Annotated in this window: 19 protein-coding genes; 12 read left to right on the forward strand and 7 right to left on the reverse strand. The window is 59.6% G+C overall.

The annotated features are described in order from the left end of the window. Positions 1–161: 161 nt before the first annotated feature. Both carB and PH558_RS03740 read right to left on the reverse strand, forming a co-directional pair. On the reverse strand, positions 162–3,647 hold the full coding sequence (carB, locus tag PH558_RS03735) for a carbamoyl-phosphate synthase large subunit (RefSeq protein ID WP_095435376.1): 3,486 nt from the start codon (positions 3,645–3,647) through the stop codon (positions 162–164). Positions 3,648–3,819: 172 nt separating this feature from the next. Continuing rightward, positions 3,820–4,641, reverse strand: coding sequence for a LytTR family DNA-binding domain-containing protein (locus tag PH558_RS03740; protein WP_285202247.1), 822 nt, complete (start codon positions 4,639–4,641; stop codon positions 3,820–3,822). A gap of 86 nt (positions 4,642–4,727) precedes the next feature. On the opposite strand from PH558_RS03740, the gene PH558_RS03745 reads away from it, so the two are divergent. Continuing rightward, positions 4,728–5,219, forward strand: a complete 492-nt coding sequence (locus PH558_RS03745; protein ID WP_285202249.1) for a DUF2306 domain-containing protein — start codon at positions 4,728–4,730, stop codon at positions 5,217–5,219. Positions 5,220–5,312: 93 nt separating this feature from the next. Continuing rightward, positions 5,313–6,233 (forward strand): KPN_02809 family neutral zinc metallopeptidase, encoded by a 921-nt coding sequence (ypfJ, locus tag PH558_RS03750; protein ID WP_285202250.1) that lies wholly within the window; start codon positions 5,313–5,315, stop codon positions 6,231–6,233. 49 nt (positions 6,234–6,282) lie between these two features. Here the strand turns inward: ypfJ and PH558_RS03755 are convergent, their stop codons facing one another. Continuing rightward, the gene (locus tag PH558_RS03755; RefSeq protein ID WP_285202252.1) at positions 6,283–7,275 is read right to left on the reverse strand and encodes an aldo/keto reductase; all 993 of its coding nucleotides are present in this window, start codon (positions 7,273–7,275) and stop codon (positions 6,283–6,285) included. 119 nt (positions 7,276–7,394) lie between these two features. Between PH558_RS03755 and PH558_RS03760 the strand changes: the two genes are divergently transcribed. The 4 genes from PH558_RS03760 (at position 7,395) to PH558_RS03775 (ending at position 11,934) form a co-directional block, all read left to right on the forward strand. Beyond that, positions 7,395–8,306 (forward strand): LysR family transcriptional regulator, encoded by a 912-nt coding sequence (locus PH558_RS03760; protein ID WP_285202253.1) that lies wholly within the window; start codon positions 7,395–7,397, stop codon positions 8,304–8,306. Positions 8,307–8,466: 160 nt separating this feature from the next. Then, positions 8,467–9,723 (forward strand): TCR/Tet family MFS transporter, encoded by a 1,257-nt coding sequence (locus PH558_RS03765; RefSeq protein WP_113332327.1) that lies wholly within the window; start codon positions 8,467–8,469, stop codon positions 9,721–9,723. Between the two features lie 148 nt (positions 9,724–9,871). Beyond that, positions 9,872–11,269 carry an MATE family efflux transporter gene (locus PH558_RS03770; protein WP_285202254.1) on the forward strand — a complete coding sequence of 466 codons (1,398 nt, stop codon included), beginning with the start codon at positions 9,872–9,874 and terminating at the stop codon, positions 11,267–11,269. 92 nt (positions 11,270–11,361) lie between these two features. Beyond that, on the forward strand, positions 11,362–11,934 hold the full coding sequence (locus PH558_RS03775) for an EVE domain-containing protein (protein ID WP_285202255.1): 573 nt from the start codon (positions 11,362–11,364) through the stop codon (positions 11,932–11,934). 118 nt (positions 11,935–12,052) lie between these two features. Here the strand turns inward: PH558_RS03775 and carA are convergent, their stop codons facing one another. Further along, the gene (gene carA / locus PH558_RS03780) at positions 12,053–13,261 is read right to left on the reverse strand and encodes a glutamine-hydrolyzing carbamoyl-phosphate synthase small subunit (protein ID WP_285202729.1); all 1,209 of its coding nucleotides are present in this window, start codon (positions 13,259–13,261) and stop codon (positions 12,053–12,055) included. Between the two features lie 299 nt (positions 13,262–13,560). On the opposite strand from carA, the gene PH558_RS03785 reads away from it, so the two are divergent. Then, positions 13,561–14,013 (forward strand): GatB/YqeY domain-containing protein, encoded by a 453-nt coding sequence (locus PH558_RS03785; protein WP_095435367.1) that lies wholly within the window; start codon positions 13,561–13,563, stop codon positions 14,011–14,013. On the opposite strand, the gene PH558_RS03790 is transcribed toward PH558_RS03785, so the two are convergent. Continuing rightward, the gene (locus PH558_RS03790) at positions 13,994–14,914 is read right to left on the reverse strand and encodes a hypothetical protein (protein ID WP_285202260.1); all 921 of its coding nucleotides are present in this window, start codon (positions 14,912–14,914) and stop codon (positions 13,994–13,996) included. The two genes, PH558_RS03785 and PH558_RS03790, sit on opposite strands and share 20 nt — an antisense overlap. A 330-nt stretch (positions 14,915–15,244) precedes the next feature. After that, complete coding sequence (locus PH558_RS03795) at positions 15,245–15,478, reverse strand: hypothetical protein (protein WP_285202261.1); 234 nt, start codon at positions 15,476–15,478, stop codon at positions 15,245–15,247. Between the two features lie 569 nt (positions 15,479–16,047). Here PH558_RS03795 and dnaG point away from each other — a divergent pair. Both dnaG and recQ read left to right on the forward strand, forming a co-directional pair. Continuing rightward, positions 16,048–18,033: a DNA primase gene (dnaG, locus tag PH558_RS03800; RefSeq protein ID WP_285202262.1), complete on the forward strand. Its 1,986-nt coding sequence runs from the start codon at positions 16,048–16,050 to the stop codon at positions 18,031–18,033. Between the two features lie 7 nt (positions 18,034–18,040). Continuing rightward, the gene (gene recQ, locus PH558_RS03805; RefSeq protein ID WP_285202263.1) at positions 18,041–19,921 is read left to right on the forward strand and encodes a DNA helicase RecQ; all 1,881 of its coding nucleotides are present in this window, start codon (positions 18,041–18,043) and stop codon (positions 19,919–19,921) included. A gap of 38 nt (positions 19,922–19,959) precedes the next feature. Here the strand turns inward: recQ and PH558_RS03810 are convergent, their stop codons facing one another. Next, positions 19,960–20,730, reverse strand: coding sequence for an SDR family oxidoreductase (locus PH558_RS03810; RefSeq protein WP_285202267.1), 771 nt, complete (start codon positions 20,728–20,730; stop codon positions 19,960–19,962). A 262-nt stretch (positions 20,731–20,992) separates the two neighbouring features. Here PH558_RS03810 and PH558_RS03815 point away from each other — a divergent pair, with 262 nt between their 5' ends. The 3 genes from PH558_RS03815 to rpoD all read left to right on the forward strand — a co-directional run bounded on the left by PH558_RS03815 (position 20,993) and on the right by rpoD (position 25,923). Further along, entirely contained in the window at positions 20,993–22,180 is a 1,188-nt protein-coding gene (locus PH558_RS03815; RefSeq protein WP_285202268.1) for a glycine C-acetyltransferase, read from the forward strand. A gap of 194 nt (positions 22,181–22,374) precedes the next feature. After that, the gene (gene tdh, locus PH558_RS03820) at positions 22,375–23,412 is read left to right on the forward strand and encodes an L-threonine 3-dehydrogenase (RefSeq protein ID WP_285202269.1); all 1,038 of its coding nucleotides are present in this window, start codon (positions 22,375–22,377) and stop codon (positions 23,410–23,412) included. Between the two features lie 450 nt (positions 23,413–23,862). Further along, positions 23,863–25,923, forward strand: coding sequence for an RNA polymerase sigma factor RpoD (rpoD, locus tag PH558_RS03825; RefSeq protein WP_095435359.1), 2,061 nt, complete (start codon positions 23,863–23,865; stop codon positions 25,921–25,923). Positions 25,924–25,951: the final 28 nt, after the last annotated feature.

A 25,951-nucleotide genomic window follows, 5' to 3' on the forward strand; every position in this document is an offset into this window, starting at 1 on the left:
CTGTCACCTATAGCAGATTGCGACAGACGAATGCCAGAAAATTCGAAGGTTTAAGGAAAAGCTCCTGTTGCAGCTCCCTGATCATTCGATCGGCTGGCGGGGCCGCAGCGAACGTAAGCCGGCTATCCTGCTCACGCTCCCCCACGGTCGAATTGGCTGCTTCAGAAATAGCTCTGCAGCGGCTGAACTTCGAGGTTTCCGGCTTTCAGCGCCTTGATCGCCATGGCGGCTGCTTCGGCGCCGGCCATGGTGGTGTAGTAGGGCACCTTCTGCATCAGCGTCGCGCGGCGAAGCGACTTCGAGTCCGAGATCGCCTTGTTGCTGTCGGTCGTATTGATGACGAGCTGGACCTGGCGGTTGCGGATTGCGTCCTCGATATGTGGACGTCCCTCAAGGACCTTGTTGATCTTGGTCGCCTCAATGCCATTCTCCGCGAGGAAGCGCTGGGTTCCGCCGGTTGCAAGCACCTTGAACCCCTGTTCGGCCAGCATGCGGATGGCCGGCAGCACGCGGGGCTTGTCGTCGTCACGAACCGAGACGAACACCGTTCCGTCGCGCGGCAATTCCACGCCGGCGCCGAGCTGCGACTTGGCAAAGGCGAGCGCGAAATCCGTATCGAGGCCGATGACTTCGCCGGTCGAGCGCATTTCCGGCCCGAGCAGGGTGTCGACACCCGGGAAGCGGGCGAAGGGGAAGACGGCTTCCTTGACGGCGATATGCTTCAGCTTGCGCGGATCGGGCTTTTCGCCATAGGCGGCAAAGGTCGCATCCAGCTTCTCGCCGGCCATGACGCGCGCGGCGATCTTGGCGATCGGCGCACCGATAGTCTTGGCGACGAAGGGCACCGTACGCGAGGCGCGGGGGTTGACTTCGAGCACGTAGACCGTGTCGTCCTTGATGGCGAACTGCACGTTCATCAGGCCGCCGACATTCAGAGCCTTGGCCATGGCTTTCGCCTGGCGCTCGAGTTCATCGATCATGGCGGCGGAGAGGGTGCGCGGGGGCAGAGAGCAGGCGGAGTCGCCGGAATGGATGCCGGCCTCTTCGATGTGTTCCATGATGCCGGCAACATAGACGTCGGTGCCGTCGGACAGGCAATCGACGTCGACTTCGATGGCGTTGGTCAGATAGCTGTCGAAGAGCAGCGGGTTCTTGCCGAGCAGCGTGTTGATCTGGCCGGTCTTATCATTGGGGTAGCGCTGCTTGATATCTTCCGGCACCAGTTCCGGAACGGTATCGAGCAGGTAACCCTGCAGCTGGCCTTCCGAATGGATGATCTGCATGGCGCGGCCGCCGAGAACGTAGGACGGGCGCACGACGAGCGGGAAGCCGATTTCGGAGGCAACGAGGCGCGCCTGCTCGACGGAGTAGGCAATGCCATTGTTCGGCTGATTGAGATCGAGCTTCATCAGGAGCTTCTGGAAGCGGTCGCGATCTTCTGCAAGGTCAATCGCATCAGGAGCGGTGCCGAGGATCGGGATGCCGTTCTTTTCCAGCGCTTCGGCGAGCTTGAGCGGGGTCTGGCCGCCGAACTGGACGATGACGCCGACGACTTCGCCTTTTTCCTGTTCCGCACGCAGGATTTCGATGACATCTTCGGCCGTCAGCGGCTCGAAATAGAGACGATCCGAGGTGTCGTAGTCGGTCGAAACCGTCTCCGGGTTACAGTTGATCATGATGGCTTCATAACCGGCATCCTTCAGCGCGAAGGCGGCATGGCAGCAGCAATAGTCGAACTCGATACCCTGACCGATACGGTTCGGGCCGCCACCGAGGATGACGACCTTCTTGCGGTCGGAAACCTGGGCTTCGGAACGAGCCGCGCCGACGAAGGGCGTCTCATAGGTCGAGTACATATAGGCCGTCGGCGAGGCGAATTCGGCGGCGCAGGTGTCGATGCGCTTGAAGACCGGGCGAACGTTCAGCGAGTTGCGCAGCTCCGCCACTTCCTTCGGGCGCTTGCCGGTCAGCGTTGCGAGACGCGCGTCGGAGAAGCCCATGGCCTTCAGCATACGCAGATTGGCGGCATCCTGCGGCAGGCCGTGCTCACGGATGCGCTCTTCCATATCGACGATGTTCTTCAGCTGCTCGAGGAACCAGGGGTCGATCTTGCAGCCTTCATGCACTTCTTCAATGCTCATGCCCTGGCGCAGCGCCTGGGCGACCATGCGCAGGCGGTCGGGCGTCGGCGTACCGATGGCGGCGCGAATGGCGTTCTGGCTGCCTTCGCCTTCCTCGATGCCGGGAATTTCGATCTCGTCCAGGCCTGTCAGGCCGGTTTCGAGGCCGCGTAGCGCCTTCTGCAGCGATTCCGCGAAGGTACGGCCGATTGCCATGACTTCGCCGACCGACTTCATGGCCGTGGTCAGAACCGGGGAGGCGCCGGGGAATTTTTCAAAGGCGAAGCGCGGGATTTTGGTGACGACGTAGTCGATCGACGGCTCGAAGGATGCAGGGGTTGCACCGCCGGTAATATCGTTTTCGAGTTCGTCCAAGGTGTAGCCGACGGCGAGCTTGGCGGCGACCTTGGCGATCGGGAAGCCGGTTGCCTTCGAGGCAAGCGCAGAGGAGCGCGACACGCGCGGATTCATTTCGATGACGACGAGGCGCCCATCCTTCGGATTGACCGCGAACTGTACGTTCGAGCCGCCGGTTTCGACGCCGATCTCGCGCAGAACCGCGATCGAGGCGTTACGCATGATCTGGTATTCTTTGTCCGTCAGCGTCAGTGCCGGCGCAACGGTGATCGAGTCGCCGGTGTGAACGCCCATCGGGTCGATGTTTTCGATCGAGCAGATGATGATGCAGTTGTCCGCTTTGTCGCGGACGACTTCCATCTCATACTCCTTCCAGCCGAGAACCGATTCTTCGATCAGGACTTCCGTGGTCGGGGAGGCGTCGAGACCGCCGCCGACGATCTCGAAGAATTCCGAGCGGTTATAGGCGATGCCGCCGCCGGTGCCGCCCAGCGTGAAGGACGGACGAATGATGGCGGGAAGGCCGACATGATCGAGCGCCTGCGCGGCAATTGCCATTGCGTGACTCATATAGCGCTGCTTGCGGTCGCTTTCGCCGAGGTTCCACTGGTTTTCCAGTTCGTCGAGCGCCTTGTCGAGCGCGGGGCCAGAAAGCGATGCCTTCAGCTTGCTCCGCTCGGCCTCATGCGTCTTGCGGTCGGCATCCTTGATGTCGGTGGCGTTCGCGAGCATGGAGCGCGGCGTTTCGAGGCCGATGCGGGCCATGGCTTCGCGGAAGAGGGCGCGGTCTTCGGCCATGTCGATCGCGGCGGGCTTCGCGCCGATCATCTCGACATTGTAGCGGTCGAGCACGCCCATGCGCTTCAGCGACAGCGCGGTGTTGAGCGCAGTCTGGCCGCCCATGGTCGGCAGAAGCGCGTCCGGGCGCTCCTTGGCGATGATCTTGGCGACGACCTCGGGCGTGATGGGTTCGACATAGGTCGCATCCGCCAGACCCGGATCCGTCATGATCGTTGCCGGGTTGGAGTTGACGAGGATGACGCGGTAGCCTTCCTCTCGCAGCGCCTTGCAGGCCTGCGTGCCCGAATAGTCGAATTCGCAAGCCTGTCCGATAACAATCGGTCCTGCACCGATAATGAGGATCGATTTGATATCTTGGCGCTTCGGCATGGGCTCACATCCGTTTTTTCGTTGCGCCAAAAACCGGCCAGGGTGGGAGGTCACCGGCCGGGGGCGCTATGGGCAATATTTTCAGGCTAGAAGCGGCTTATAGGCAAATGTATTTGTAAACGGAACCCCATAAATGGCGGAATCGACACGAATTCTGTCGGCTTCGTCGTCATCAGCCGAAACGCCGCCGAACGGCTTCGGCATAGGAGCGGCTGACGGGCATCTCTATTCCATCGCGCGCGACGACGAAAAGCTTGCCGTTGTCGCGTTTCAGGCCGCTAACATGGTCCGCCGCGACCCAGTGCGATCGGTGCAGGCGGATACCTTCTATATTGCCGGTTTCTGCAAGAGCATCGCCGAAGCGCAGCAGGATGAGTTCGCGCCCGCGACTTGTGACGACCTCGGTGTAATGATCGCGAACGGTAAGCCTTATCAGGGCTCCCCGATTTTCCGGTTTCAGGCGTGAGAGAATCGGCGGCTGCGATGCCGGCGGTTGATGCTCAGTCGCGACGGATCCTGTTTTCCTCTCCTCGAACTCTGTTCCTCCGGCTGCGATCGCTATCTGCCGATGCATGGTCATATAGGCAAGAATGCAGAAGAGGGCGCAGAGGGGGATGGAGCCGAGGGACTGGCGCAGGCTGCCGGCTACCGTGGGCATTGTGCCGAAGAATGCGAAGTCGATGAGCGCGATGCCGAAGCCGATCGGCAATGCGGCGGCGACGGAACCGATCATCATCTTGGCGAACATGCTTACTATTTGCCCACGCAGCAGGATTTCGGCGATGATGGCGAAGATGATCGCGATCGACCACGCCATGGCGTGTAGAACAAGCCAATAGCCTAGGCGAGCTCCCGGCATCAACCGATCAAGGGTGCCATAGGGGCCAGTCAGGGCAAAGATCAGGACGATCGTGACGAAAGTCGCCCAGAAGCGCGGTGAACGCTGGATGACCTGTAATTCACGAAGCGTGGATTGCAGAAGGGTGTGATCCACGAAGATGTCTCGCTCTTTTGCGCAATTTCGGTTGAGAAAACAGCACTATCGCGGAAAGGCTCGACAAACTCAACCGGATAGAAATCATGACGTTCGAGCCGCTTCTTGATGCCCCAGTTGCGATCCAGATCCATGTCGCGGCGGTCGTTCCGGCTGCCTTGCTCGGAGCGCATCTTCTTGTCAGGCCCAAGGGGACTCCGAGACATCGCCTGCTGGGAAAGATTTGGCTGGTTCTGATGGTCGTGACAGCGCTATCGAGCTTTTTCATCCATCAGATCAACATGTTCTACGGCTTCAGCCCGATCCACCTGCTTTCTCTATTCGTTCTCTTCGGTTGCTGGGGAGCGATCGCCAATGCGCGCAAGCACAATATTGACGCGCATAAGCGTATCGTCAGAAGCCTTTACTTCGGCGGCATCGTGGGTGCCGGGGCTTTTACCTTTCTTCCGGGGCGGATCATGAACAAGGTGGCCTTCGATGGCGATGAAATGGCGCCGTTTCTGGTGGCGGCAGGTATAGTCGTCGCGCTTTTATGGCTGATGTCTAAAGAAATATGGCAGCGCCGCCGTTTAAGCTAATGTTCTGTCGATAGCCAACTGGCTTTGTTACACTTCCTGGATATATAAATGCCTCAAGGGACTTTGATTTTAGGCATCGCCAGGAGGTGCACTATGGATTGGAAAGGGCGTCGGCAATCCGACAATATCGAGGACGAACGTGGCTCATCACCCATGAGCGGCGGCGGTGGCGGCGGCTTTCGTTTCCCGGGCGGAGGGATTGGTGGCGGCGGTTTGAGCTTCCGCACCATTATCGTGCTTATCGTGATCTTCCTGATCCTGAGGGCCATGGGCGTCGATGTCATCGGTCTGCTGCAACAAAGCGGCATGCTCGAGGGCGGCGGTTCCGGATATCAGCAGAGCACCTCAAACAGCGGTGGCAGCGGGCAGCCGGCCAATGACGAGATGAAGCAGTTCGTTGCGACCGTTCTTGCCGATACGGAGGACACCTGGACCGGCATCTTCAAATCGATGGGCCAGACCTACACGGATCCGAAGCTTGTGCTGTTTTCCGGCAGCTTCCCTTCGGCCTGCGGCCAAGCTTCGGCGGCTACCGGCCCCTTCTATTGCCCAAGCGATCAGAAGGTCTATCTCGACATGGCCTTCTTTCAGCAGATGAAGGATCAGTTCGGCGCGTCCGGCGATTTCGCGCAAGCCTATGTGATCGCGCATGAGGTCGGCCATCATGTGCAGGACCTGCTCGGAATCCTGCCAAAATTCAATCAGGCCCGCCGTAACATGAGCGAAGTGGATGCCAATAAGATGTCGGTGCGCATCGAACTGCAGGCGGATTGCTTTGCCGGCATCTGGGGCAAGTTCACCCAGCAGAAGGGCATTCTGCAGGCCGGCGACCTCGAAGAGGCGCTGAACGCGGCGCAGCAGATTGGCGACGATACGCTGCAGAAGCGCACGCAGGGCTATGTCGTTCCCGACAGCTTCAATCATGGCACGTCGGCGCAACGCGTGAAGTGGTTCAAGCAGGGCTTCGATTCCGGCAAGCTCTCGGATTGCGATACGCTGAACAATCCGGTCTGATCTTGCTTGCCCGCTCCCGTGATACCGGCGAGCGGGCGAGCCTTTCGAGTTATTTCTCGCTGTCGAGATGCGTCAGCTGCGCTTCCGGATAACGGCCACCGGCTGCGGCGTCTTTTGGGATCGCGCGTTCGATCGCGGCCATATCGGCTTGTGACAATTCAACCGAGAGCGCTCCCAAGGCTTCCGTCAGGCGGTCGCGACGGCGGGCGCCGATGACCGGGACGATGTCCTTGCCCTTGGCTGCGACCCAGGCGATTGCGATCTGCGCAACGCTGGCGCCCTTCGCCTCGGCGATCCCGCGCAAAGCTTCCACCAGTTCCAGGTTCTTTTCGACGTTTCCGGCCTGAAAGCGCGGGCTTATCGTGCGGAAATCGCCCTTTTGGACGTTATCCTTCTGCCAGTGGCCGCTGATGAGGCCGCGCGAAAGAACGCCGTAGGCAGTGATGCCGATGCCGAGCTCGCGGCAGGTCGGCAGGATCTTGTCTTCGATGCCGCGCGATATCAGCGAATATTCGATCTGCAGGTCAACGATCGGATGGATGGCAGCGGCGCGGCGGATGGTGTCGGCGCCGACTTCCGACAGGCCGATATGCCTGACGTAGCCTGCCTTGATGAGATCCAATATCGCGCCGATCTGATCTTCGATCGGCACGTTCGGGTCGAGGCGGGCAGGGCGATAGATATCGATGTGATCGACGCCGAGGCGCTGCAGCGAATAGGCGACGAAATTCCGGATCGCCGCCGGCCGGGCATCGTAGCCGAGCCATGCGCCGGAAGGGTCACGGAGCGCGCCGAACTTGACGCTGAGCAGGAAATCGTCCCGCTTCAGCCCCTTGATGGCTTCGCCGATCAGCATCTCGTTGTGGCCCATGCCGTAGAAATCACCGGTATCGAGGAGGTTTATCCCGGCATCGAGCGCGGCATGGACGGTGGCGATGCTCTCAGTGCGATCGGACGGGCCATACATGCCGGACATGCCCATGCAGCCGAGGCCCAGAGCCGATACTTGCGGGCCGGTCCTACCCAGTTGATTCTTTTCCATCCTGCTTCTCCGTGGCTAAGGCGTGCCATCTCACGACGGCTTCCACCGTCATATTTACTCCATCGATCTCTGTGCGATAATCCAGGTAAATCGAAACGGGTTGTTTGGAATTTCGCACAATGGATGATTTGCCGCTGGCCGATCTGGTTGCCTTTACCGCCGTCGCCCGCGAGCGCAGTTTTCGTGAGGCAGCGCGCAGGCGCGGCGTTTCCGCCTCCTCGTTGAGTGAAGCGGTTCGCCGGCTGGAAGAGCGGCTGACGGTCCGCCTGCTCAATCGCACGACGAGAAGCGTCACGCCGACTGAGGCGGGAGAGCGGCTGATGGAGCGCCTGACGCCGGCCATGAGCGAGATCGCCGTCGCGCTCGATGACATCAACAGCTTTCGCGATAGCGTCGGCGGAACGTTGCGGCTGAATGTGCCGACGGTTGCCGCCATGGTCGTCATGCCCGACATCATCAGCCGTTTTCTGAAGGAATATCCGGCGATCTCGGTCGAAATCGTCGCCGAGGACAGTTTCATCGATGTCGTGGCGGCGGGCTATGATGCCGGTATTCGCTACGATGAGAGGCTGGAAAAGGACATGATCGCCGTACCGATCGGGCCGCGGCAACAGCATTATGTTACGGCCGCGGCACCGGCCTATCTGGCTGCAAACGGCACGCCGAGGCATCCGCGCGATATACTGGAGCATCGCTGTATCCGTCATCGCTTTCTGAGCGGATCCGTCGTTCCCTGGGAGTTCGAAAGAAACGGCGAGACGATCTTCATTACGCCACCGATGGTCGTCGCGACGAATTCGATCGATATCGAACGCAGCGCGGCCGCGGCCGGCTTGGGCATCATCCGAACATTCAAGGAATTCCTTGCGCCGCAGATTGCCCGCGGAGAGCTGGTGCCGATCCTCGAAGAATGGGACACGGTCTTTTCCGGGCCGTTTCTCTATTATGCCAGCAGGCGGCACATGCCGGCGCCACTGAGAGCCTTCGTCGACTTTCTCAATCGAGACCAGCGGCGCGGTCGCGACAGATAGTCGCTTTTGTGCCAAGGATCAAAAAAAGCGTTCGATAAATCAATAGGATTGAAGCGTTCACGTATTGTTTCCGCCAAAATCTTTAGGTATGGGGAACGCTCCGGTTTTTCGTTCACGTTCTGTCTCTTTCGTCGAGGCGGAGCCGCCAGAAGGCATCTCCATGATCGATCAGAAATTCGCCCGTCGAGGCCTGTTCCTCGTCTTCCTTATCCTCTTCCTCGACGTCATCGGCATCGCGATCATCATGCCGGTGATGCCGAAATATCTGGAGGAGTTGACGGGTGCCTCGGTCAGCACGGCGGCGACCGAGGGCGGCTGGTTGCTGCTGGCCTATGCCGCTATGCAGTTCCTATTTTCGCCGTTGATCGGCAATCTGAGCGATCGCTTCGGCCGCCGCCCGCTTCTGCTTGCTTCGGTACTGACATTCGCGATCGACAATTTCATCTGCGCGATTGCCGGCTCCTACTGGATGCTGTTCGTTGGCCGCATTCTTGCCGGCATCAGCGGCGCAAGCTTCTCGACCTGCTCGGCCTATATCGCCGATATCAGCAATGACGAAAACCGCGCGAAGAATTTCGGCCTGATCGGCATGGCTTTCGGCGTTGGTTTTGTGCTTGGTCCCGTCATCGGCGGCTTCCTCGGCGAGTTCGGGCCGCGCGTGCCTTTCTACGGCGCGGCGGCTCTGGCCTTCCTGAATTTCGTCGGCGCCTATTTCCTCTTGCCGGAAACGCTGGATGCCAAGCATCGCCGGCCCTTCGAGATCACACGCGCCAATCCGTTTGGCGCGCTCAGACAAATGCGCCGGTATCAGGGCATCGGCTGGGTTTGCGTCGTGATGTTCCTGAACTGGCTGGCGCACGGCGTCTATCCCGCCGTATGGGCTTTCGTCACCTCTTATCGCTATGACTGGAGCGAAGGGCAGATCGGCTTCTCGCTGGCTGTCTATGGGATCGGCGCCGCCATTGCTATGGGTCTGGTGTTGCCACGGCTGGTGCCTGTTCTCGGCGAGTGGAAGACCGCAGTGCTCGGGATGGTGTTTTCCTGTCTCGGCCTGATCGGCTACGCTTTTTCATGGCAAGGCTGGATGGTTTACGCAGTTATCGTCCTGACGGTCATCGAAAATGTCGCGGATGCGCCGTTGCGATCGATTGCAGCCAGCAAGGTTCCGCCATCCGCGCAGGGCGAATTGCAGGGCGCGCTCGGTAGCCTGACGAGTATTACCGCCATCATCGGGCCGGTGCTGTTTCCATATCTGTTCCAGTATTATACCGCGCCAACCGCACCCGTCGTTTTTGCCGGTGCGCCCTTCATCATGAGCGCAATTCTGGTGGTCGGCGGGCTTGTCGTGCTTGTGATGAAGGTTCGCAAGACGGAACCGAAAGCGGTCGCGCAATCGCAAGCGGGCGAGGCGGCCTAAAATATCATCAGATATTTTGATGTTCTGATGAATTCTTTAGCATCATGGGCTTGTTTGCTGGCTTTTTAACCTAGGTTGCGTTAATGCGACGGGCTCGCGCACCCTTGGGTAGGGCGGTTCGCGCGATTCAAAAGATCGAGTCTTTGCTATGGATATGCCGGCACCTGCGCGCGCTTACACGCATGAGAATGATAATTCGTGGTCTGCACATGTTCGCGCAACGCTTGCGCTGGGCATTCCGCTGATCGGTGCGCAATTGGCGCAGCTCGGCATCAACACCACGGACGTTATGATCGTCGGCCGGCTCGGCGCCGAGCAGCTGGCGGCGATGGTGCTTTCCGCGCAGTTCCTGTTCACAATCCTGGTTTTCGGTTCAGGCTTTTCCATCGCGGTCATGCCGCTGGTGGCGCAAGCCTATGGCAGAGGCGACGTTACCTCGGTGCGCCGTGCGCTGCGCATGGGTCTGTGGGTCGTAACGGCTTATTGGCTGTTGGCGCAGCCGGCTTTCTTCTATTCCGAAGAGATTTTGCTGGCGGCCGGACAAAAGCCTGACGTCGCGAAATTGGCGAGCGGCTATATTGACATCGGCCACTTCGCCGTATTGCCGGGCCTGCTCTACAATGTCATCCGGGCGCTGGTGAGCGCTATCGGTCGTGCCGGCATCATCCTCAAAGTCACCATCGCCATGTTGGTGATGAATGCCGTGTTGGCCTATATCCTGGTGCTTGGCCATTTCGGCCTGCCGGCCATGGGCCTGCATGGTGCGGCTATTGTCTCGGTCGCCGTGCAGACGGCCGGTTTGCTCTTCATCGTTGGTTATGTGCAGGCCCACCAGGAAACGCGGCGCTACGAGATATTTGCGCGATTCTGGCGGCCCGACTGGCATGCTTTGTGGGATGTCATCCGGCTCGGCTTTCCCATCGGTGTGACGGTTCTGGCGGAGGTCAGCCTGTTCACGGCGGCATCGCTGCTGATGGGCCAGATCGGCACGATCGAGCTTGCCGCCCACGGTATCGCGCTGCAGTGGGCTTCGATCGCCTTCATGATCCCACTCGGTCTCAGCCAGGCGGCGACCGTGCGCGTCGGCGTCGCGCACGGGCAGGGCGATCATTTCGGCCTGAAGCGTGCGGCCATCGTGGTGCTTATCGTTTCGAGCTGCATTGCGGTTTGCGGCAGCATCCTGTTTGCAACCGTGCCATCCTGGCTGGCAAGCTGGTTCCTTGACGTCCATTCGGCCGAGGCGCCGCAGGTGCTTGCCTTTGCCGCACCGCTGATTGTCGTCGCCGGCTTCTTCCAGCTCGTCGATGGGCTGCAGGCGATTGCGAGCGGTCTGCTGCGCGGACTGAAGGATGCGCGCGTACCAATGATCCTGGCGCTGATCGCCTATTGGCCGATCGGCTTCTTCCTCGCCTGGCTGCTGGCGTTTCCGCTAGGCTTTGGGGGGATCGGCATCTGGTTCGGCTTCCTGCTCGGCCTTGCTTCTGCGGCGGCGATGCTTTGTGCCCGGTTCTACATTCTCGTGCGGGCGGAGAAGGCTGCCGCCTGATAGCGGCAGCCTTCGTTGCGTTGCGAGACTACTGACAAAACTTGACAGCATGGTCGTCTATATTGGTGACATACCAAAGACGGGAGATGACCATGTTAATCAAGGCAAGCAATCGTAACGATGCCGCGCTTTTCCCGCGGGACGATCAAATCAATCGGGGGGCCGCCGTACGCCTCCTGCCACACGCCAACACCTCAGCCCGGCGACCGGAGCCGGAGCAGAAGTCATACTGGCTTGCGGTGGCCAGTGCCGAGCATGTGCGCATCGGGCGCAAGCAAGGCTTCATGCAAGTAAATCATGGCAAGCGAGCGCCCTTGATGCGGATCAAGCCGGGCGACGGTATCGTCTACTACTCCCCATCCGTCAAAATGGGCGAGAGGGACGGCTTTCAGAGCTTCACCGCCATCGGCTTTGTCCGTGAGGGCGAACCCTATCTTGCCGAGATGGGCTGCGGAAAAGCCTATCGCAAAGATGTAGACTGGCTTGATGCGCCCGAACAGCCGCTTCGGCCGCTCCTGGGCTGGCTCGATTTTACGCAGGACAAGAATTGGGGCTACAAGCTGAGATTCGGCCTCGTTGAGTTCGGGCAGTCGGATTTCGAGTTCCTCGAAGAAATCCTGATGAGCGAGCTCGAAGTGGTCAAGCAGCGCCGCCTGCAAGCCTGAGCTCCGGCAAGCATGAACATATATGACGAGAGACCTCCCAAGTTGACGCACAAAAAGAAAGCCTCGGATTGGCACCAATCCGAGGCTTTCTCATGCGATTGGATGGTCGTCGGCTTTATCAGGCGCGTTCGGCCAGGGCTTCCTCGCCCTTCTTCTCGCGCACTAGGTTGATGAAGCGGCGGAAAAGATAGTGGCTGTCCTGCGGGCCGGGCGACGCTTCCGGGTGATGCTGCACCGAGAAGACCGGTTTGCCCGATACGCGCAGGCCGCAATTGCTGCCGTCGAAGAGCGAAATATGAGTCTCCTCAACGCCGTCCGGCAGTGAGTTGGAGTCGACTGCGAAGCCGTGGTTCATCGAGACGATCTCGACCTTGCCCGTCGTGTGGTCCTTCACAGGATGGTTGGCGCCGTGATGGCCCTGGTGCATTTTTGCAGTTTTGGCGCCGAGCGCCAGACCGAGCATCTGATGGCCGAGGCAGATGCCGAAGAGCGGGATTTCGGTCTTCAGCAGGTCCTTGATGACCGGTACGGCATATTCGCCCGTCGCAGCCGGATCGCCGGGGCCGTTGGACAGGAAGATGCCATCCGGCTTCAGTCCAAGGACTTCGTCTGTCGATGCGGTTGCCGGCAGGACCGTGACCTTGCAATCGAGGCCGGCGAACAGGCGCAGGATGTTGCGCTTGACGCCGTAATCGAGGCAGACGACATGGTATTTGGCGTCATCGGCGCCGAGTTCGCCATAGCCTTCGTTCCAGACCCAGGGCGTCTGCGCCCATTGCGAGGACTGACCGGAGGAGGCGACCTTGGCGAGATCGAGACCTTCGAGACCGCTCCACGCCTTGGCGTCCGCCTTCAGCTGCTCGATGTCGAAGACGCCGTTCGGATCGTGAGCGATCACGCCATTCGGCATGCCGTTCTCGCGGATCCAGGCGGTCAGCGCACGGGTGTCGATGCCGCAGAGACCGATAATGCCGCGCGCTTTCAGCCACTGGTCGAGGTGCTTGGCGGCGCGGTAGTTCGAGGGATCGGTGATATCGGCCTTGAAGATGACGCCGACGGCACCGTGGCGGGCGGCCGGCGTCAGGTCTTCGATATCTTCATCGTTGGTGCCGACATTGCCGATATGCGGGAAGGTGAAGGTGACAATCTGGCCGAGATAAGAGGGGTCGGTGAGGATCTCTTCATAACCCGTCAGCGCTGTGTTGAAGCAGACTTCGGCCTGGACCTTGCCGGTCGCGCCGATACCCTTGCCTTCGATCACGGTGCCATCCGCGAGAACGAGGAGGGCGGTCGGCTTTTCAGTGGTCCATGGGGCTGTGGCGGTCATAGTCATCCCGTTTCCGGCGTCGGGCGCGGCCTTGAAGAGACCGGCGGTTCCGCCATGTTTGTAGCAAGGTGCAGCCGTCGACCGAGGTCGCGGCTTGAGATCTTCATATCGATCTAATGTGCAGGTGATGGACATAGCTAAACAAGGCGAGCCGGTCAATGCGCGCTTTCGCTTTCCTGATAGGGAATTCGGGCTCGCGGGCGCAATTGCGTTGATCGGCACTGTTGGTTTAAGAGACAGCAACATGACATAAGTGGCCGGGGCGATCGTCGCCGGCCTGCTTCAAGGAGTTTAGAGACATGATCCGCGAAACCCTTTCCAATGCCCAGAAGGACGCCATGAAGGCGAAGGATACGGCGAGGCTTTCGACCGTCCGTCTCATCCTTGCTGCGATCAAGGACAAGGACATCGCCAATCGCGGTCTCGGCAAGGAACAGGCGAGCGAGGATGAAATCCTGCAGCTGCTCGCCAAGATGATCAAGCAGCGCGAGGAATCGGTGAAGATCTACATCGACGGCGGCCGCCCGGAGCTCGCCGACAAGGAGCGCGAAGAGATTGCAGTCATCCAGGGCTTCATGCCCGAGCAGCTTTCCGAAGAAAAGGTGCGCGAGATCTGCGTTGCGATTGTCGCAGAGCTCGGCGCGCAGAGCCTGAAGGATATGGGCAAGTGTGTGGCCGCCCTGCGCGAGCGCTATGCCGGCCAGATGGATTTCGCAAAAGCTTCGGCCATCCTTAAGGAACTGCTGAAGTAAAACTCTGTTTCACCCTCGGCACGCGGACTGGCCGCGTGCCGAGGATAGTTTGCCAGGCGGCGTCTATGATGGCAAGCTTCCCCGCCTGATAGTTCCGATATTCCTCGATGAAAGCGGTGGAGAGCCAAAGCTGGCTCCGTCCCGGCGATCCCGTCCATCCGACGCTTTGCATCTTTATGGCCTTGTTCATGAGTCGCTTTGCGTTTGTTCTGGAGATGAGAAACCGGTTGCAGAGATCGGTAAAGGCTACCGGCCCAATAATCGCTTTCTTGGTCGCCGTGTTGATCGTCCCGATGCGGGAGATCAGATAATCCATGATGATGCCGCCCGAGTTCGCCCAGGTAAACAGGTCGAACGTTTCTCCCGGATTGCGCAGCTCGTCATTTTCTATGATGCCGACCGAGATCGGGGGCTGTAGCAGACCGATGAGCTCCGGTTTTTTGCTGAACAAGGCGTTGCGCTTGCCGCCATCCAATCGATCCAGCACGGAAAGATGCATGCTCAGCCATTGCGCAAGCTGCTTTGCGGCCTCCTCCGTGGGCTGCATCGGCCGAGCGCGCCGATCATTGGCTACGGGCAGGTAGCGCAGGAAACCGAGAGCAAGCATCTCCTGAATAAAGCTGAGTGCGGTGTTGTGGCTGGCGATTTCGTGTTCGACGATATAGTTGGCGAAGCGATTGGCGTGGATGCCCGGCGGTTCTCCGTCGATGCCGCCGCAATAGAGGGCGAAGCCGGCGAGTGCCATCAGCCAGCGTTGTTGTGAAGCAAAGACAGAGCATACGCGCTGATTCTCATCATAAGTGGATATAATCTCTCGTGTATAACCGAGGATTTCCGTGAAAAATTTGGGGTCTTGAACAAGTTCCTTCGCGGATAAAGACATGCAATCGTCTCCGATCAACTGAACAAAGTTTCAAATTGTCTGACGAGATAATTACTGAGATCGCATATACGTAGATAATAAAGGATATCGATCGATGTCGTTGCGTCAAGATACTCGCGGCGACGAACCAAAGATGGTCCGCAGCATGTGTGGATGCTCGTGTTGTCGCGAATTGGGGATGGCGCAAAATTAGAGAAGGCAGGAGCTGGGGGAGCTCCTGCCTTCTTGCGCTTTGCTGACGTTTGATGACGCAGGGTGGGGCCCAAAAATCAAACGTCTTTTGCAAAGGCACTCAGGTGGGGCGGCGCCGGGGGTAGGGATGGTGCCCCACCTGAGTATCTGCTGAACTTATCTGAAAATCCTGATCTGCTGGGGCAAAGCCAATGCCTGCGGCGGCAGTTCGGACATTTGAACCTTTACGCCTGCCGTAAGGGCAGGAACTTTCATATTCGCCGGCAACTGATATCCCGCACCGGCATAGAGCACATTCTTTTCGCCGGCGCCGCTGTCCATCGTGGCCGAGCTATAGGTAGCTGTGGCGAAGATGGCTGCTGCTGCCAAGGGTACGATCAGAACGCGCATTTCCCTCTCCTAAACAGAAAGCCCGTACCTGGTGGCTTCCGGTTCGTCAGGGCGTCTCGGCATGTCGCGTCGCAAAGAAGTTTCTTTGCCGGCTTGTCTCGCCCTGTGAGAAGAACGCTATTGCGACGCACACGAACAATCAAATTACAAAAAAATAATGTTTGGCTTACAAACCTTGCCGCAAATGCGCCGTCAGAGAGTGTCGCGCGAGCGCGGTTGCTTTGCAGCCATTGATTGTTCATGGCGGCGCTCTTGTTCGCGTTTGTCGACTATAGGCTGTGCAAGCCTTTGCTTTTTCGCGAATTTTCGCGGACGAAATAGTTACTCCTATGGACATGATCCTACCAGTTTCGGTCACGCCGACGCGATTTTTGAGCGTTTCAAGCCTGTCAAACGCAATCATGGATTTCGACGCGAATGCGGATAAATGTGTCGCCGCGTTCACGGAGTTGTGATCGACGGGCGAAAATGCAATCGCCGACAAAGGGCTGTGAATAGCGTGGGAGGCGGTCGGGTCGTCGTGGCAATGCCCGGCATTCCTGTTTATATGGGATGAGCCAGAGGTAGCCATGCGATTTTCCAGTACGTTTCTCGATGAGATTCGCGACCGCGTCTTGATTTCGGACGTGATCGGTCGTCGTGTGACTTGGGATCGGCGCAAGACAAATGTGCCGCGCGGCGATTACTGGGCCTGCTGCCCCTTCCACGGCGAGAAGTCGCCGAGCTTCCACTGCGAGGATCGCAAGGGGCGTTATCACTGCTTCGGCTGCGGCGTGACGGGCGACCATTTCCGCTTTCTGACCGAATTGGAAGGCTTGAGCTTTCCAGAGGCCGTGCAGCAGATCGCCGACATGGCCGGAGTTCCGATGCCCGTTGCCGATCCGATGGAGGCGAAGAAGGAGAAGGAACGTACGTCGCTGCTCGATGTCATGGAGATGGCGACTCAGTTTTTCCAAGATCAGCTGCAGACGGCGAATGGTGCGCGGGCGAGGGCTTATCTGCGTGATCGCGGGCTCAGCGGCCGCACCATCGAAACGTTCCGCCTGGGATATTCGCCCGATAGCCGCAACGCTTTAAAAGAGCATCTTGCCGGCAAGGGCGTGCTGAAGGAGCAGATGGAGGCTTGCGGCCTTGTGGTGCACGAGAATGTGCCGGTCTCCTACGATCGTTTCCGCGACCGCATCATGTTTCCCATCCTGTCGTCACGCGAGAAGGTGATCGCCTTCGGTGGTCGCGCCATGTCGCCGGATGCACCGGCGAAATATCTGAATTCCAACGAGACGGAGCTTTTTCACAAGGGCAACGTGCTCTACAATTTCACTCGCGCCCGCCGCGCTGCTCAAGGTGCCGACGGCGCCGGCACCATTATAGCAGTCGAAGGCTATATGGATGTCATCGCGCTGCATCAGGCCGGCGTGGAGAATGTGGTTGCGCCGCTCGGCACGGCGCTGACGGAGAGCCAGCTCGATCTCCTCTGGAAGATGACGCCGGAACCGGTGCTTTGCTTCGATGGCGATGGCGCCGGCATCCGCGCCGCCAATCGCGCCGCCGATCTGGCACTGCCGCATATCAAGCCGAACCGGACTGTGCGTTTTGCGCTGCTGCCCGATGGCAAGGATCCCGACGATCTCGTGCGGCAGGATGGGCGCGCGCCGTTTGACAAGGTACTGGCGCAGGCAAAGCCGCTGGCCGATCTGATATGGGCGAGGGAGGCCGGGAGTGGCACCTTCGAAACGCCTGAGGCGCGGGCGGAACTGGAAGCGCGGTTGCGGCGCATTGTTTCGGTCATCGGCGATGAAGATGTCCGCCGCCATTATCAGCAAAATATGCGCGAGCGGCTGAACGGGCTGTTTCAGCCGCAGTTCCAGCGGGGCGGCCAACGGGGGCGTGGTTTTTCCCGTGACGGCAATGGCCGTAACTTTGCAGGTCGCGGCGGGCAGGCACGTGCTGGAGCCGCGATGGCAACGACGGCATCCGACCGCCTGCAACGCTCGGCCATGATCAAGGGACATCAGGATATTCCGAGCCTTCGTGAAAGCGTGCTGGCTTTGACCATCGTCAACCATCCGGCGCTGCTGCAGGACGAATATGACGAGATTGCCGCGATCGATTATGACAGCCGTGAACTCCAACGGCTCTGGTCCGCAGTTCTCGGAGCGGCCGCAACTCTGGTCGGACCTCAGCTCGTCCGCGAGCGACTGGTCGAGCAATTGGAAGAACAGGATTTCGGCGCCTTGCTGAAGGGGCTGGAGCAGCAGATTCGCAATGCCCGCCTGTGGACGGCGACCGAGGAGGCCGCCATGGAGGATGCGCGCGAGGGGTATCGCCAGGCGCTCGCGCTCCACAAGCGTTCGAAAGCATTGCGCTGGCATAAGATCGAGCTGGAGGGCGCTATTGCAGAGGCAACTGAAGAAGGCGACGGTGAAGCGATCGAGCCGTTGATTCGCGCCTTGCAGGAAGTGCAACTCGAGGCGCTGCGTCTGGAAAATCAGGAAGCGATCATTGATGGCTTCGGCGTGCTCTCCGGCCGCGTCAAAGGTGCCGCTGGAAAATAGGGAATAGATGCCTCAGCCTGAAAGACAAGAGCCGCGATTTTCCGTAGACGACGCTTTGTTCGGTGAGCATACCGGTGCGCCGGCGCCGCTTGATGTCCTGAAGCGTGTTTATGGCTATTCCGCCTTTCGCGGCAAGCAACAGCAGGTGGTCGAGCATGTCGTTTCCGGCGGCGATGCGGTCGTGCTGTTTCCGACTGGTGCCGGCAAGTCGCTATGCTTCCAGATCCCCGCGCTTTGCCGCGATGGTATCGGCATCGTCGTCTCGCCGCTGATCGCCTTGATGCGCGATCAGGTGGAGGCGATGAAGCAGCTCGGCATCCGGGCCGCAGCCTTGAACTCCTCCCTGTCGCGCGAGGAGGCCAGTGATGTCTATCGCGCCATTTCCGCCGGCAAGCTCGATCTGCTCTATGTGACGCCGGAACGCATTGCGACGGAAGGCTTCTGCCAGATGCTCGGCAGAGCGAAGATCGCGCTTTTTGCGATTGACGAGGCGCATTGCGTCTCCCAATGGGGCCATGATTTCAGGCCGGAATATCGCGATCTCGGCAGACTTGCCGAGCTTTTTCCCGGCGTGCCGCGCATCGCGCTGACGGCAACGGCCGATCCGCATACCCGCGACGACATCATAGAGCGGCTGGCGCTCGGCGATGCCAAGGTCTTCACCACCAGTTTCGATCGCCCGAACATCACCTACGAGATTGTCGAGCGCGATCAGCCGCGCCAGCAATTGCTCCGCTTTCTCGACGGCCATCGCGGTGACAGCGGTATCGTCTATTGTCTCTCGCGTGCCAAGGTCGAGGACACGGCGGAGTGGCTGAACGGGCAGGGCATCCGCGCGCTTCCTTATCATGCCGGCATGGACCGGGCGCTTCGCGATGCCAATCAGGATGCTTTCCTGAAGGAAGAGGACCTTTGCCTGGTGGCGACGGTCGCCTTCGGCATGGGTATCGACAAGCCGAATGTGCGCTACGTCGCGCATCTCGATCTGCCGGGTTCGGTGGAGGCCTATTATCAGGAGACGGGCCGCGCAGGGCGCGATGGGTTACCCTCCAATGCCTGGATGGCCTATGGCATGGCCGATGTCATCCAGCGCGGGCGGATGATCGACGAGGGCGCCGCATCCGAGGAAATCAAGCGGGTGGAACGTGCGAAGCTCAATGCTTTGCTTGCGATCTGCGAGACGGCGGGCTGCCGGCGGCAGTCGATCCTCGCGCATTTCGGTGAGGCGCATGGCGGCGGTTGCGGCAATTGCGATACCTGCCTCAAGCCTGTCGAGACCTGGGACGGGACGGAAGCGGCCATCAAGGCGCTTGCGGCCGTCTATCGGACCGGCGAGCGTTTCGGCACCGGCCATGTCATCGATGTGCTGATGGGAACGGTCAACGAGAAGACCGAGCGCTTCGGCCACGTCGACATGCCTGTTTTCGGCGCAGGCAAGGATATTCCCTCCCGCACATGGCAATCGATCTTCCGGCAATTGCTGGCGAACGGCTTTATCAGCATCGACCACACGGCCTTCGGTGCCATGAAGCTCCAGGAACAGGCGAGGGCCGTCTTCAAGCGCGAGCGGCAGGTCTTTTTCCGCAAGGACCGGCCCGAAACGGGCCGTCGCGGCAAGAAGGCGGGACGACCGGAGAAGCAGGCACACGGGCTTGCCGGCGAGACACAGGCGCTGTTCGATGCGCTGCGGGCCGAGCGCACCCGGATCGCCAAGGAGTTGGGCGTGCCGCCTTACGTCGTTTTTCCGGATACGACGCTGATCGCCTTTGCGACAGAGCGGCCCAGGAATCACCGAGATCTTCTGGGGATATCGGGGGTCGGGCAATCGAAGCTGGACCGCTATGGAGACGCGTTCCTTGCCGTGATTTCGGAATTCGCTAACTGGTGACGTGTTGATGCCGTTATCGAAGCCCGGCTGCCGACACGCTACATGCGCACCGTCATTCCGCCATCGACGGTCAGGACGTGGCCGTTAACGAAAGAAGCTGCGTCGCTGGCGAGGAACAGCGCGGCACCCGCAATCTCGTCGGGACGTCCCCAGCGCTGAACGGGGATGCGCTGGCGCACGATGGGGATCAGGTCTTCGTTCGCGACCATGGCCGCGTTCGTTTCCGTCGCGAACCAACCTGGCGCGATGGCGTTGCTTGTGATGCCGTGAGGGCCAAATTCCACAGCCATGCTGCGCATAAGCCCTGTCAGCCCCTGCTTTGCGGCGGGATAGACACAGTCACCTGGCATGACGACCTGCCCGCTGATCGAAGTGACCGAGATCAGCCGCCCATGATTGTTTCGTTTCATCAGGCGTGCGGCATCGCGGGAGAGCATGATCGAGGCGGCGAGATCCGTGTTAAGCAAGGCGAGGATCGCCTCGTCGTCGAAGTCGGCCAGCGGGCGTCTGTCGCGGGCACCGACGTTGTTGATCAATATGTCGAGCCGGCCGTGATTTTTTTCGATGTCGTTTATTGCTGCATGCTGAGCGTCGCGATCGGAAATGTCGAAGGCGGCGGCTTCGGCGGAGCCACCTCTCGCCTGGATGATCCCGACGGACGTATTCAATGTCGCCGCAGTCCGCCCGTTGATGATGACGTGAGCGTCGGCATCGGCGAGAGCCTTTGCCATTTCGAATCCGAGCCCGCGTCCGCCTCCGGTGATGAGGGCAACCCGTCCTGCGAGGGAGAATCTATGGAATATGCTCATGGCTCTCCCTTATTTTCAGAGTAACGCCAATCTGCCGTGGAATATTGGACTGAGTCAAGTAATTTTTGCGATAGTCACCAATGAGGTCTGGCTGGAAAGTTGCGTGATTTCCCTCTGCTTCGACAGATCCTGTCGAAACTGTTGCCTGTCGCGCGGACGTCACCGCGTTGCGCATTTTTGCCGCTGCCGAATGCAGCAACAGGCCGGATCCTATGTTATTCCTTGATGAATTAGGCCCTTTGACCAGCATCGGAATGCGACCATGACTTCAGCGTTCATATCCCATTTGCGCAACGAGCTTCTCGGTCTGAAAGAAGCCGGCCTCTATAAGGCCGAGCGCGTTATCACCTCCAAACAGGCTGGCGAAATCGCCGTGCTGGGTGGCGCACGCGTCCTCAATTTCTGCGCCAACAACTATCTGGGACTTGCCGATAACGAGGAGCTCGCGGAAGCCGCGAAGAAGGCGCTCGATCGCTATGGCTACGGCATGGCCTCGGTACGTTTCATCTGCGGAACGCAGGAGGAGCATAAGCAGCTCGAGGCACGGATCTCGGCCTTTCTCGGCATGGAGGCGACGATCCTCTATTCCTCCTGCTTCGATGCGAATGGCGGGCTGTTCGAAACACTGCTTTCGGAAGAAGATGCCATCATCTCGGATGCCCTTAATCACGCCTCGATCATCGACGGTGTAAGGCTCTCAAAGGCCAAGCGCTTCCGCTACGCCAACAACGATATGGCGGCCCTGGAAGAAGAGCTGAAGAAGGCCGAAGGCAGCCGCTTCAAGCTGATCGCGACCGACGGCGTCTTCTCCATGGACGGCATCATCGCCAATCTGGGCGGCGTCTGCGACCTGGCAGAGAAATATGGCGCGATGGTCATGGTCGACGACAGCCACGCAGTTGGCTTCGTCGGCGCACATGGCCGCGGGTCGGCCGAATATTGCGGTGTCGAAGGCCGGGTGGATATCATAACCGGCACGCTCGGCAAGGCGCTCGGCGGCGCGTCCGGGGGCTATACGTCGGCGAGAGGCGAGATTGTCGAATGGCTTCGGCAGCGCTCGCGTCCCTATCTCTTCTCGAACACCTTGGCGCCCGTCATCGCCGCTGCCTCGCTAAAGGTCTTCGATCTGATCGAGAACGGCTCCGACTTGCGTGCGCGCCTTCAAGGCAATGCCGAACTTTTCCGGCGTGAGATGACCAAGCTCGGCTTCACGCTCGCTGGCGCCGATCACCCGATCATCCCGGTCATGCTCGGCGACGCAAAGCTCGCGCAGGACATGGCGGCACTCATGCTGCAGAAGGGCGTCTACGTCATCGGTTTTTCCTTCCCCGTGGTGCCCAAGGGGCAGGCGCGCATCCGCACGCAGATGTCAGCCGCCCATTCGAAGGCCGATGTTGAAAAGGCGATGGCAGCCTTTGCCGAAGCGGGCAGGGAGCTTGGGATTATTTGACGTAGTTGCCCCCTTCTCCCCTTGGGGAGAAGATGTCCGAAGGACAGATGAGGGGGAGGAGCGAAGCGACGCTCTGAATAGCATGAAGAGCAATTGATGGTGGGCCGCGTAGCCCCCTCATCCGCCCTTTCGGGCACCTTCTCCCCGCCGGGGAGAAGGGGAATTGGGCCGGCGAAAGCCAAAGGAAGATGCGAATGTCGAACATGATGAAAGCGTTGGTCAAATCCAAGCCGGAAGTCGGGCTATGGATGGAGCATGTGCCGGTTCCGGACGTCGGGCCGAACGATGTCCTGATCCGGGTCAAAAAGTCAGCGATCTGCGGCACGGATGTCCATATTTGGAACTGGGATCAATGGGCGCAAAAAACCATTCCCGTTCCGATGGTGGTCGGCCACGAATTCTGTGGCGAGATTGCCGAAATCGGTTCGGCGGTCACGAAGTATCACGTCGGCGAGCGCGTCTCGGGCGAAGGCCACATCGTCTGCGGCAAGTGTCGCAATTGCCGGGCGGGCAGGGGCCATCTCTGCCGCAACACGCTCGGCGTCGGTGTCAACCGTCCCGGCTCCTTCGGTGAGTTCGTCTGCATTCCGGAATCCAACGTCGTGCCGATCCCCGACGATATTCCGGATGAAATCGCCGCGATCTTCGATCCCTTCGGCAATGCCGTCCATACGGCGCTTTCTTTTGATCTGGTGGGCGAAGATGTGCTGGTGACCGGCGCGGGGCCGATCGGCATCATGGGGGCCATGGTCGCCAAGCGCTCCGGTGCGCGCAAGGTCGTCATCACCGATATCAATCCCACCCGGCTGGCGCTTGCCCGCAAGGTCGGCATCGATCATGTCGTCGACGCTTCCAAGGAAAACCTTGCCGATGTGATGAAGTCCATTGGCATGACCGAGGGTTTCGATGTCGGGCTGGAAATGTCGGGTGCGGCGCCCGCCTTTCGCGACATGATCGACAAGATGAACAATGGCGGCAAGATCGCCATTCTCGGCATCGCGCCGGCCGGCTTCGAGATCGACTGGAACAAGGTCATCTTCAAGATGCTGAACCTGAAGGGCATCTATGGCCGCGAGATGTTCGAGACCTGGTACAAGATTATCGCCTTCGTGCAAGGCGGTCTCGATGTATCGCCCCTCATCACTCATCGTATCGGCATCGATGATTTTCGCGATGGCTTCGAAGCGATGCGCTCAGGCAATTCCGGCAAGGTCGTGATGGACTGGAATTGATGCCATTCGGACACACTTCCGGCCTCGGTAATACCTGCCGATGCTGGAAATGTGAAGCTTTGCTCAGGATGCTCTTGTCATCGCGTGGGGACTTCCTAAATACGGGAAACATTAAATCGCTGCGTGCGGAGCCTGTGGATAAGGCTTTTTCGCGCATTTAACGGGCTTTTTTGCTGGAAAAGCTTGACGAGAACTAAAATTCTAGGAATCACCGTTTGACTTCGGAAAGAACGGTAAAACTGGATCAAGCGGATCACCTGATATCATGGCCGGAAATCCAAACGCAATCCAGCTTTGCACTCCGGTGGTGGTGATCGTGGTTAATCGGGCATTAAAGGTCATTCCGTTAGGTGTTCGTCGGTGAGTCGCGGCTGGTGCAGGGCGCGCCAGTCAGTGTGATTGTTTCACCGCGTGTAAGTTTGCAGCGTCAGGGAAAGCGACGATATAAAGATGGCAACAAAGGTCAAAGAGAACGAAGAAGCTGAAGTCGAGCGCGACGGCACCTCCGACGGCCCCCTTCTCGATCTTTCCGACGATGCGGTCAAGAAGATGATCAAGGCCGCGAAGAAGCGCGGCTACGTGACGATGGACGAGCTCAACGCCGTTCTTCCGTCCGAAGAAGTGACGTCCGAACAGATCGAAGATACGATGGCCATGCTTTCGGACATGGGCATCAACGTCATCGAGGACGAAGACGTCGAAGAGGCCGGCGCTGCGGCCAGCGATGACGACGATGCCGGCGGCGATGACGACAGCGAGGGCGGCGAACTCGCTCCCTCCACGGGTTCTGCGCTCGCCACCGCCAAGAAGAAAGAGCCGACCGACCGCACGGACGACCCGGTGCGCATGTATCTGCGCGAAATGGGTTCCGTCGAGCTTCTGTCGCGCGAAGGCGAAATCGCGATTGCCAAGCGCATCGAGGCCGGCCGCGAAACCATGATCGGTGGCCTCTGTGAGAGCCCGTTGACGTTCCAGGCGCTGATTATCTGGCGCGACGAACTCAACGAAGGCACGACGCTGCTGCGCGAGATCATCGACCTCGAAACCACCTATTCCGGTCCCGAGGCCAAGGCTGCACCGCAGTTCCAGAGCCCCGAGAAGATCGAGGCTGACCGCAAGGCCGCCGAAGAGAAGGAAAAGGCGCGCCGCGGCCGCTCTCCCTCCGGCGACGACGACATCACCAATGTCGGCGGCGAAGGCCTCCCCATCGAGGAGGAGGAAGAGGACGAGGACGAATCCAACCTCTCTCTCGCCGCGATGGAAGCCGAGCTTCGTCCGCAGGTGATGACGACGCTCGACATCATCGCGGAAACCTACAAGAAGCTGCGCAAGCTGCAGGACCAGCAGGTCGAACAGCGCCTGTCGGCTTCAGGTACACTCTCTTCGGCGCAGGAGCGCCGCTACAAGGAGCTCAAGGATGAGCTGGTCAAGTCGGTCAAGTCTCTGTCGCTGAACCAGAACCGCATCGACGCCCTCGTCGAGCAGCTCTACGACATCAACAAGCGCCTCGTGCAGAACGAAGGCCGCTTGTTGCGCCTTGCCGAATCCTATGGCGTCAAGCGCGACAGCTTCCTGGAACAGTATCAGGGCGCCGAACTCGATCCGAACTGGATGAAGTCGATCGGAAATCTGGCCGCACGTGGCTGGAAGGAATTCGCCAAGAGCGAAAACACCACGATCCGCGACATTCGCCAGGAAATTCAGAACCTTGCGACCGAAACCGGTATTTCGATCTCGGAATTCCGCCGCATCGTTCACATGGTGCAGAAGGGCGAGCGCGAAGCGCGTATCGCCAAGAAGGAAATGGTCGAAGCCAACCTGCGCCTCGTCATCTCCATCGCCAAGAAGTACACCAACCGCGGCCTGCAGTTCCTCGACCTTATTCAGGAAGGCAATATCGGCCTGATGAAAGCGGTCGATAAGTTCGAATATCGTCGCGGCTACAAGTTCTCGACCTACGCCACCTGGTGGATTCGTCAGGCGATCACCCGTTCGATCGCCGACCAGGCCCGCACCATCCGTATTCCGGTGCACATGATCGAAACGATCAACAAGATCGTCCGCACGTCGCGCCAGATGCTGCACGAAATCGGCCGCGAGCCGACGCCGGAAGAACTGGCCGAAAAGCTCGCCATGCCGCTTGAAAAGGTGCGCAAGGTGCTGAAGATCGCCAAGGAGCCGATCTCGCTCGAAACCCCGGTGGGTGACGAAGAAGATTCGCATCTCGGCGATTTCATCGAGGACAAGAACGCGCTTCTGCCGATCGACGCCGCCATCCAGGCGAACCTGCGTGAGACGACGACCCGCGTTCTGGCATCGCTCACGCCGCGCGAAGAGCGTGTGCTGCGCATGCGCTTCGGCATCGGCATGAACACCGACCATACGCTGGAAGAAGTCGGCCAGCAGTTCTCGGTGACGCGCGAGCGTATCCGTCAGATCGAAGCCAAGGCGCTGCGCAAGCTTAAGCATCCGAGCCGCAGCCGCAAGCTCAGAAGCTTCCTCGACAGTTGAGGTCTGGCGCAAGCCGACATCGGCAGTT

Source organism: Rhizobium pantanalense (assembly GCF_030182525.1).
GTDB lineage: Bacteria > Pseudomonadota > Alphaproteobacteria > Rhizobiales > Rhizobiaceae > Rhizobium.

Excerpts from the sequence above, each read along its gene's own strand:
- carB (WP_095435376.1), bottom strand. The coding sequence starts at position 3,647 with ATGCCGAAGCGCCAAGATATCAAATCGATCCTCATTATCGGTGCAGGA.
- PH558_RS03745 (WP_285202249.1), top strand. The coding sequence starts at position 4,728 with ATGACGTTCGAGCCGCTTCTTGATGCCCCAGTTGCGATCCAGATCCAT.
- ypfJ (WP_285202250.1), top strand. The coding sequence starts at position 5,313 with ATGGATTGGAAAGGGCGTCGGCAATCCGACAATATCGAGGACGAACGT.
- PH558_RS03755 (WP_285202252.1), bottom strand. The coding sequence starts at position 7,275 with ATGGAAAAGAATCAACTGGGTAGGACCGGCCCGCAAGTATCGGCTCTG.
- PH558_RS03760 (WP_285202253.1), top strand. The coding sequence starts at position 7,395 with ATGGATGATTTGCCGCTGGCCGATCTGGTTGCCTTTACCGCCGTCGCC.
- PH558_RS03765 (WP_113332327.1), top strand. The coding sequence starts at position 8,467 with ATGATCGATCAGAAATTCGCCCGTCGAGGCCTGTTCCTCGTCTTCCTT.
- PH558_RS03770 (WP_285202254.1), top strand. The coding sequence starts at position 9,872 with ATGGATATGCCGGCACCTGCGCGCGCTTACACGCATGAGAATGATAAT.
- PH558_RS03775 (WP_285202255.1), top strand. The coding sequence starts at position 11,362 with ATGTTAATCAAGGCAAGCAATCGTAACGATGCCGCGCTTTTCCCGCGG.
- carA (WP_285202729.1), bottom strand. The coding sequence starts at position 13,261 with ATGACCGCCACAGCCCCATGGACCACTGAAAAGCCGACCGCCCTCCTC.
- PH558_RS03785 (WP_095435367.1), top strand. The coding sequence starts at position 13,561 with ATGATCCGCGAAACCCTTTCCAATGCCCAGAAGGACGCCATGAAGGCG.
- PH558_RS03795 (WP_285202261.1), bottom strand. The coding sequence starts at position 15,478 with ATGCGCGTTCTGATCGTACCCTTGGCAGCAGCAGCCATCTTCGCCACA.
- dnaG (WP_285202262.1), top strand. The coding sequence starts at position 16,048 with ATGCGATTTTCCAGTACGTTTCTCGATGAGATTCGCGACCGCGTCTTG.
- recQ (WP_285202263.1), top strand. The coding sequence starts at position 18,041 with ATGCCTCAGCCTGAAAGACAAGAGCCGCGATTTTCCGTAGACGACGCT.
- PH558_RS03810 (WP_285202267.1), bottom strand. The coding sequence starts at position 20,730 with ATGAGCATATTCCATAGATTCTCCCTCGCAGGACGGGTTGCCCTCATC.
- PH558_RS03815 (WP_285202268.1), top strand. The coding sequence starts at position 20,993 with ATGACTTCAGCGTTCATATCCCATTTGCGCAACGAGCTTCTCGGTCTG.
- tdh (WP_285202269.1), top strand. The coding sequence starts at position 22,375 with ATGTCGAACATGATGAAAGCGTTGGTCAAATCCAAGCCGGAAGTCGGG.
- rpoD (WP_095435359.1), top strand. The coding sequence starts at position 23,863 with ATGGCAACAAAGGTCAAAGAGAACGAAGAAGCTGAAGTCGAGCGCGAC.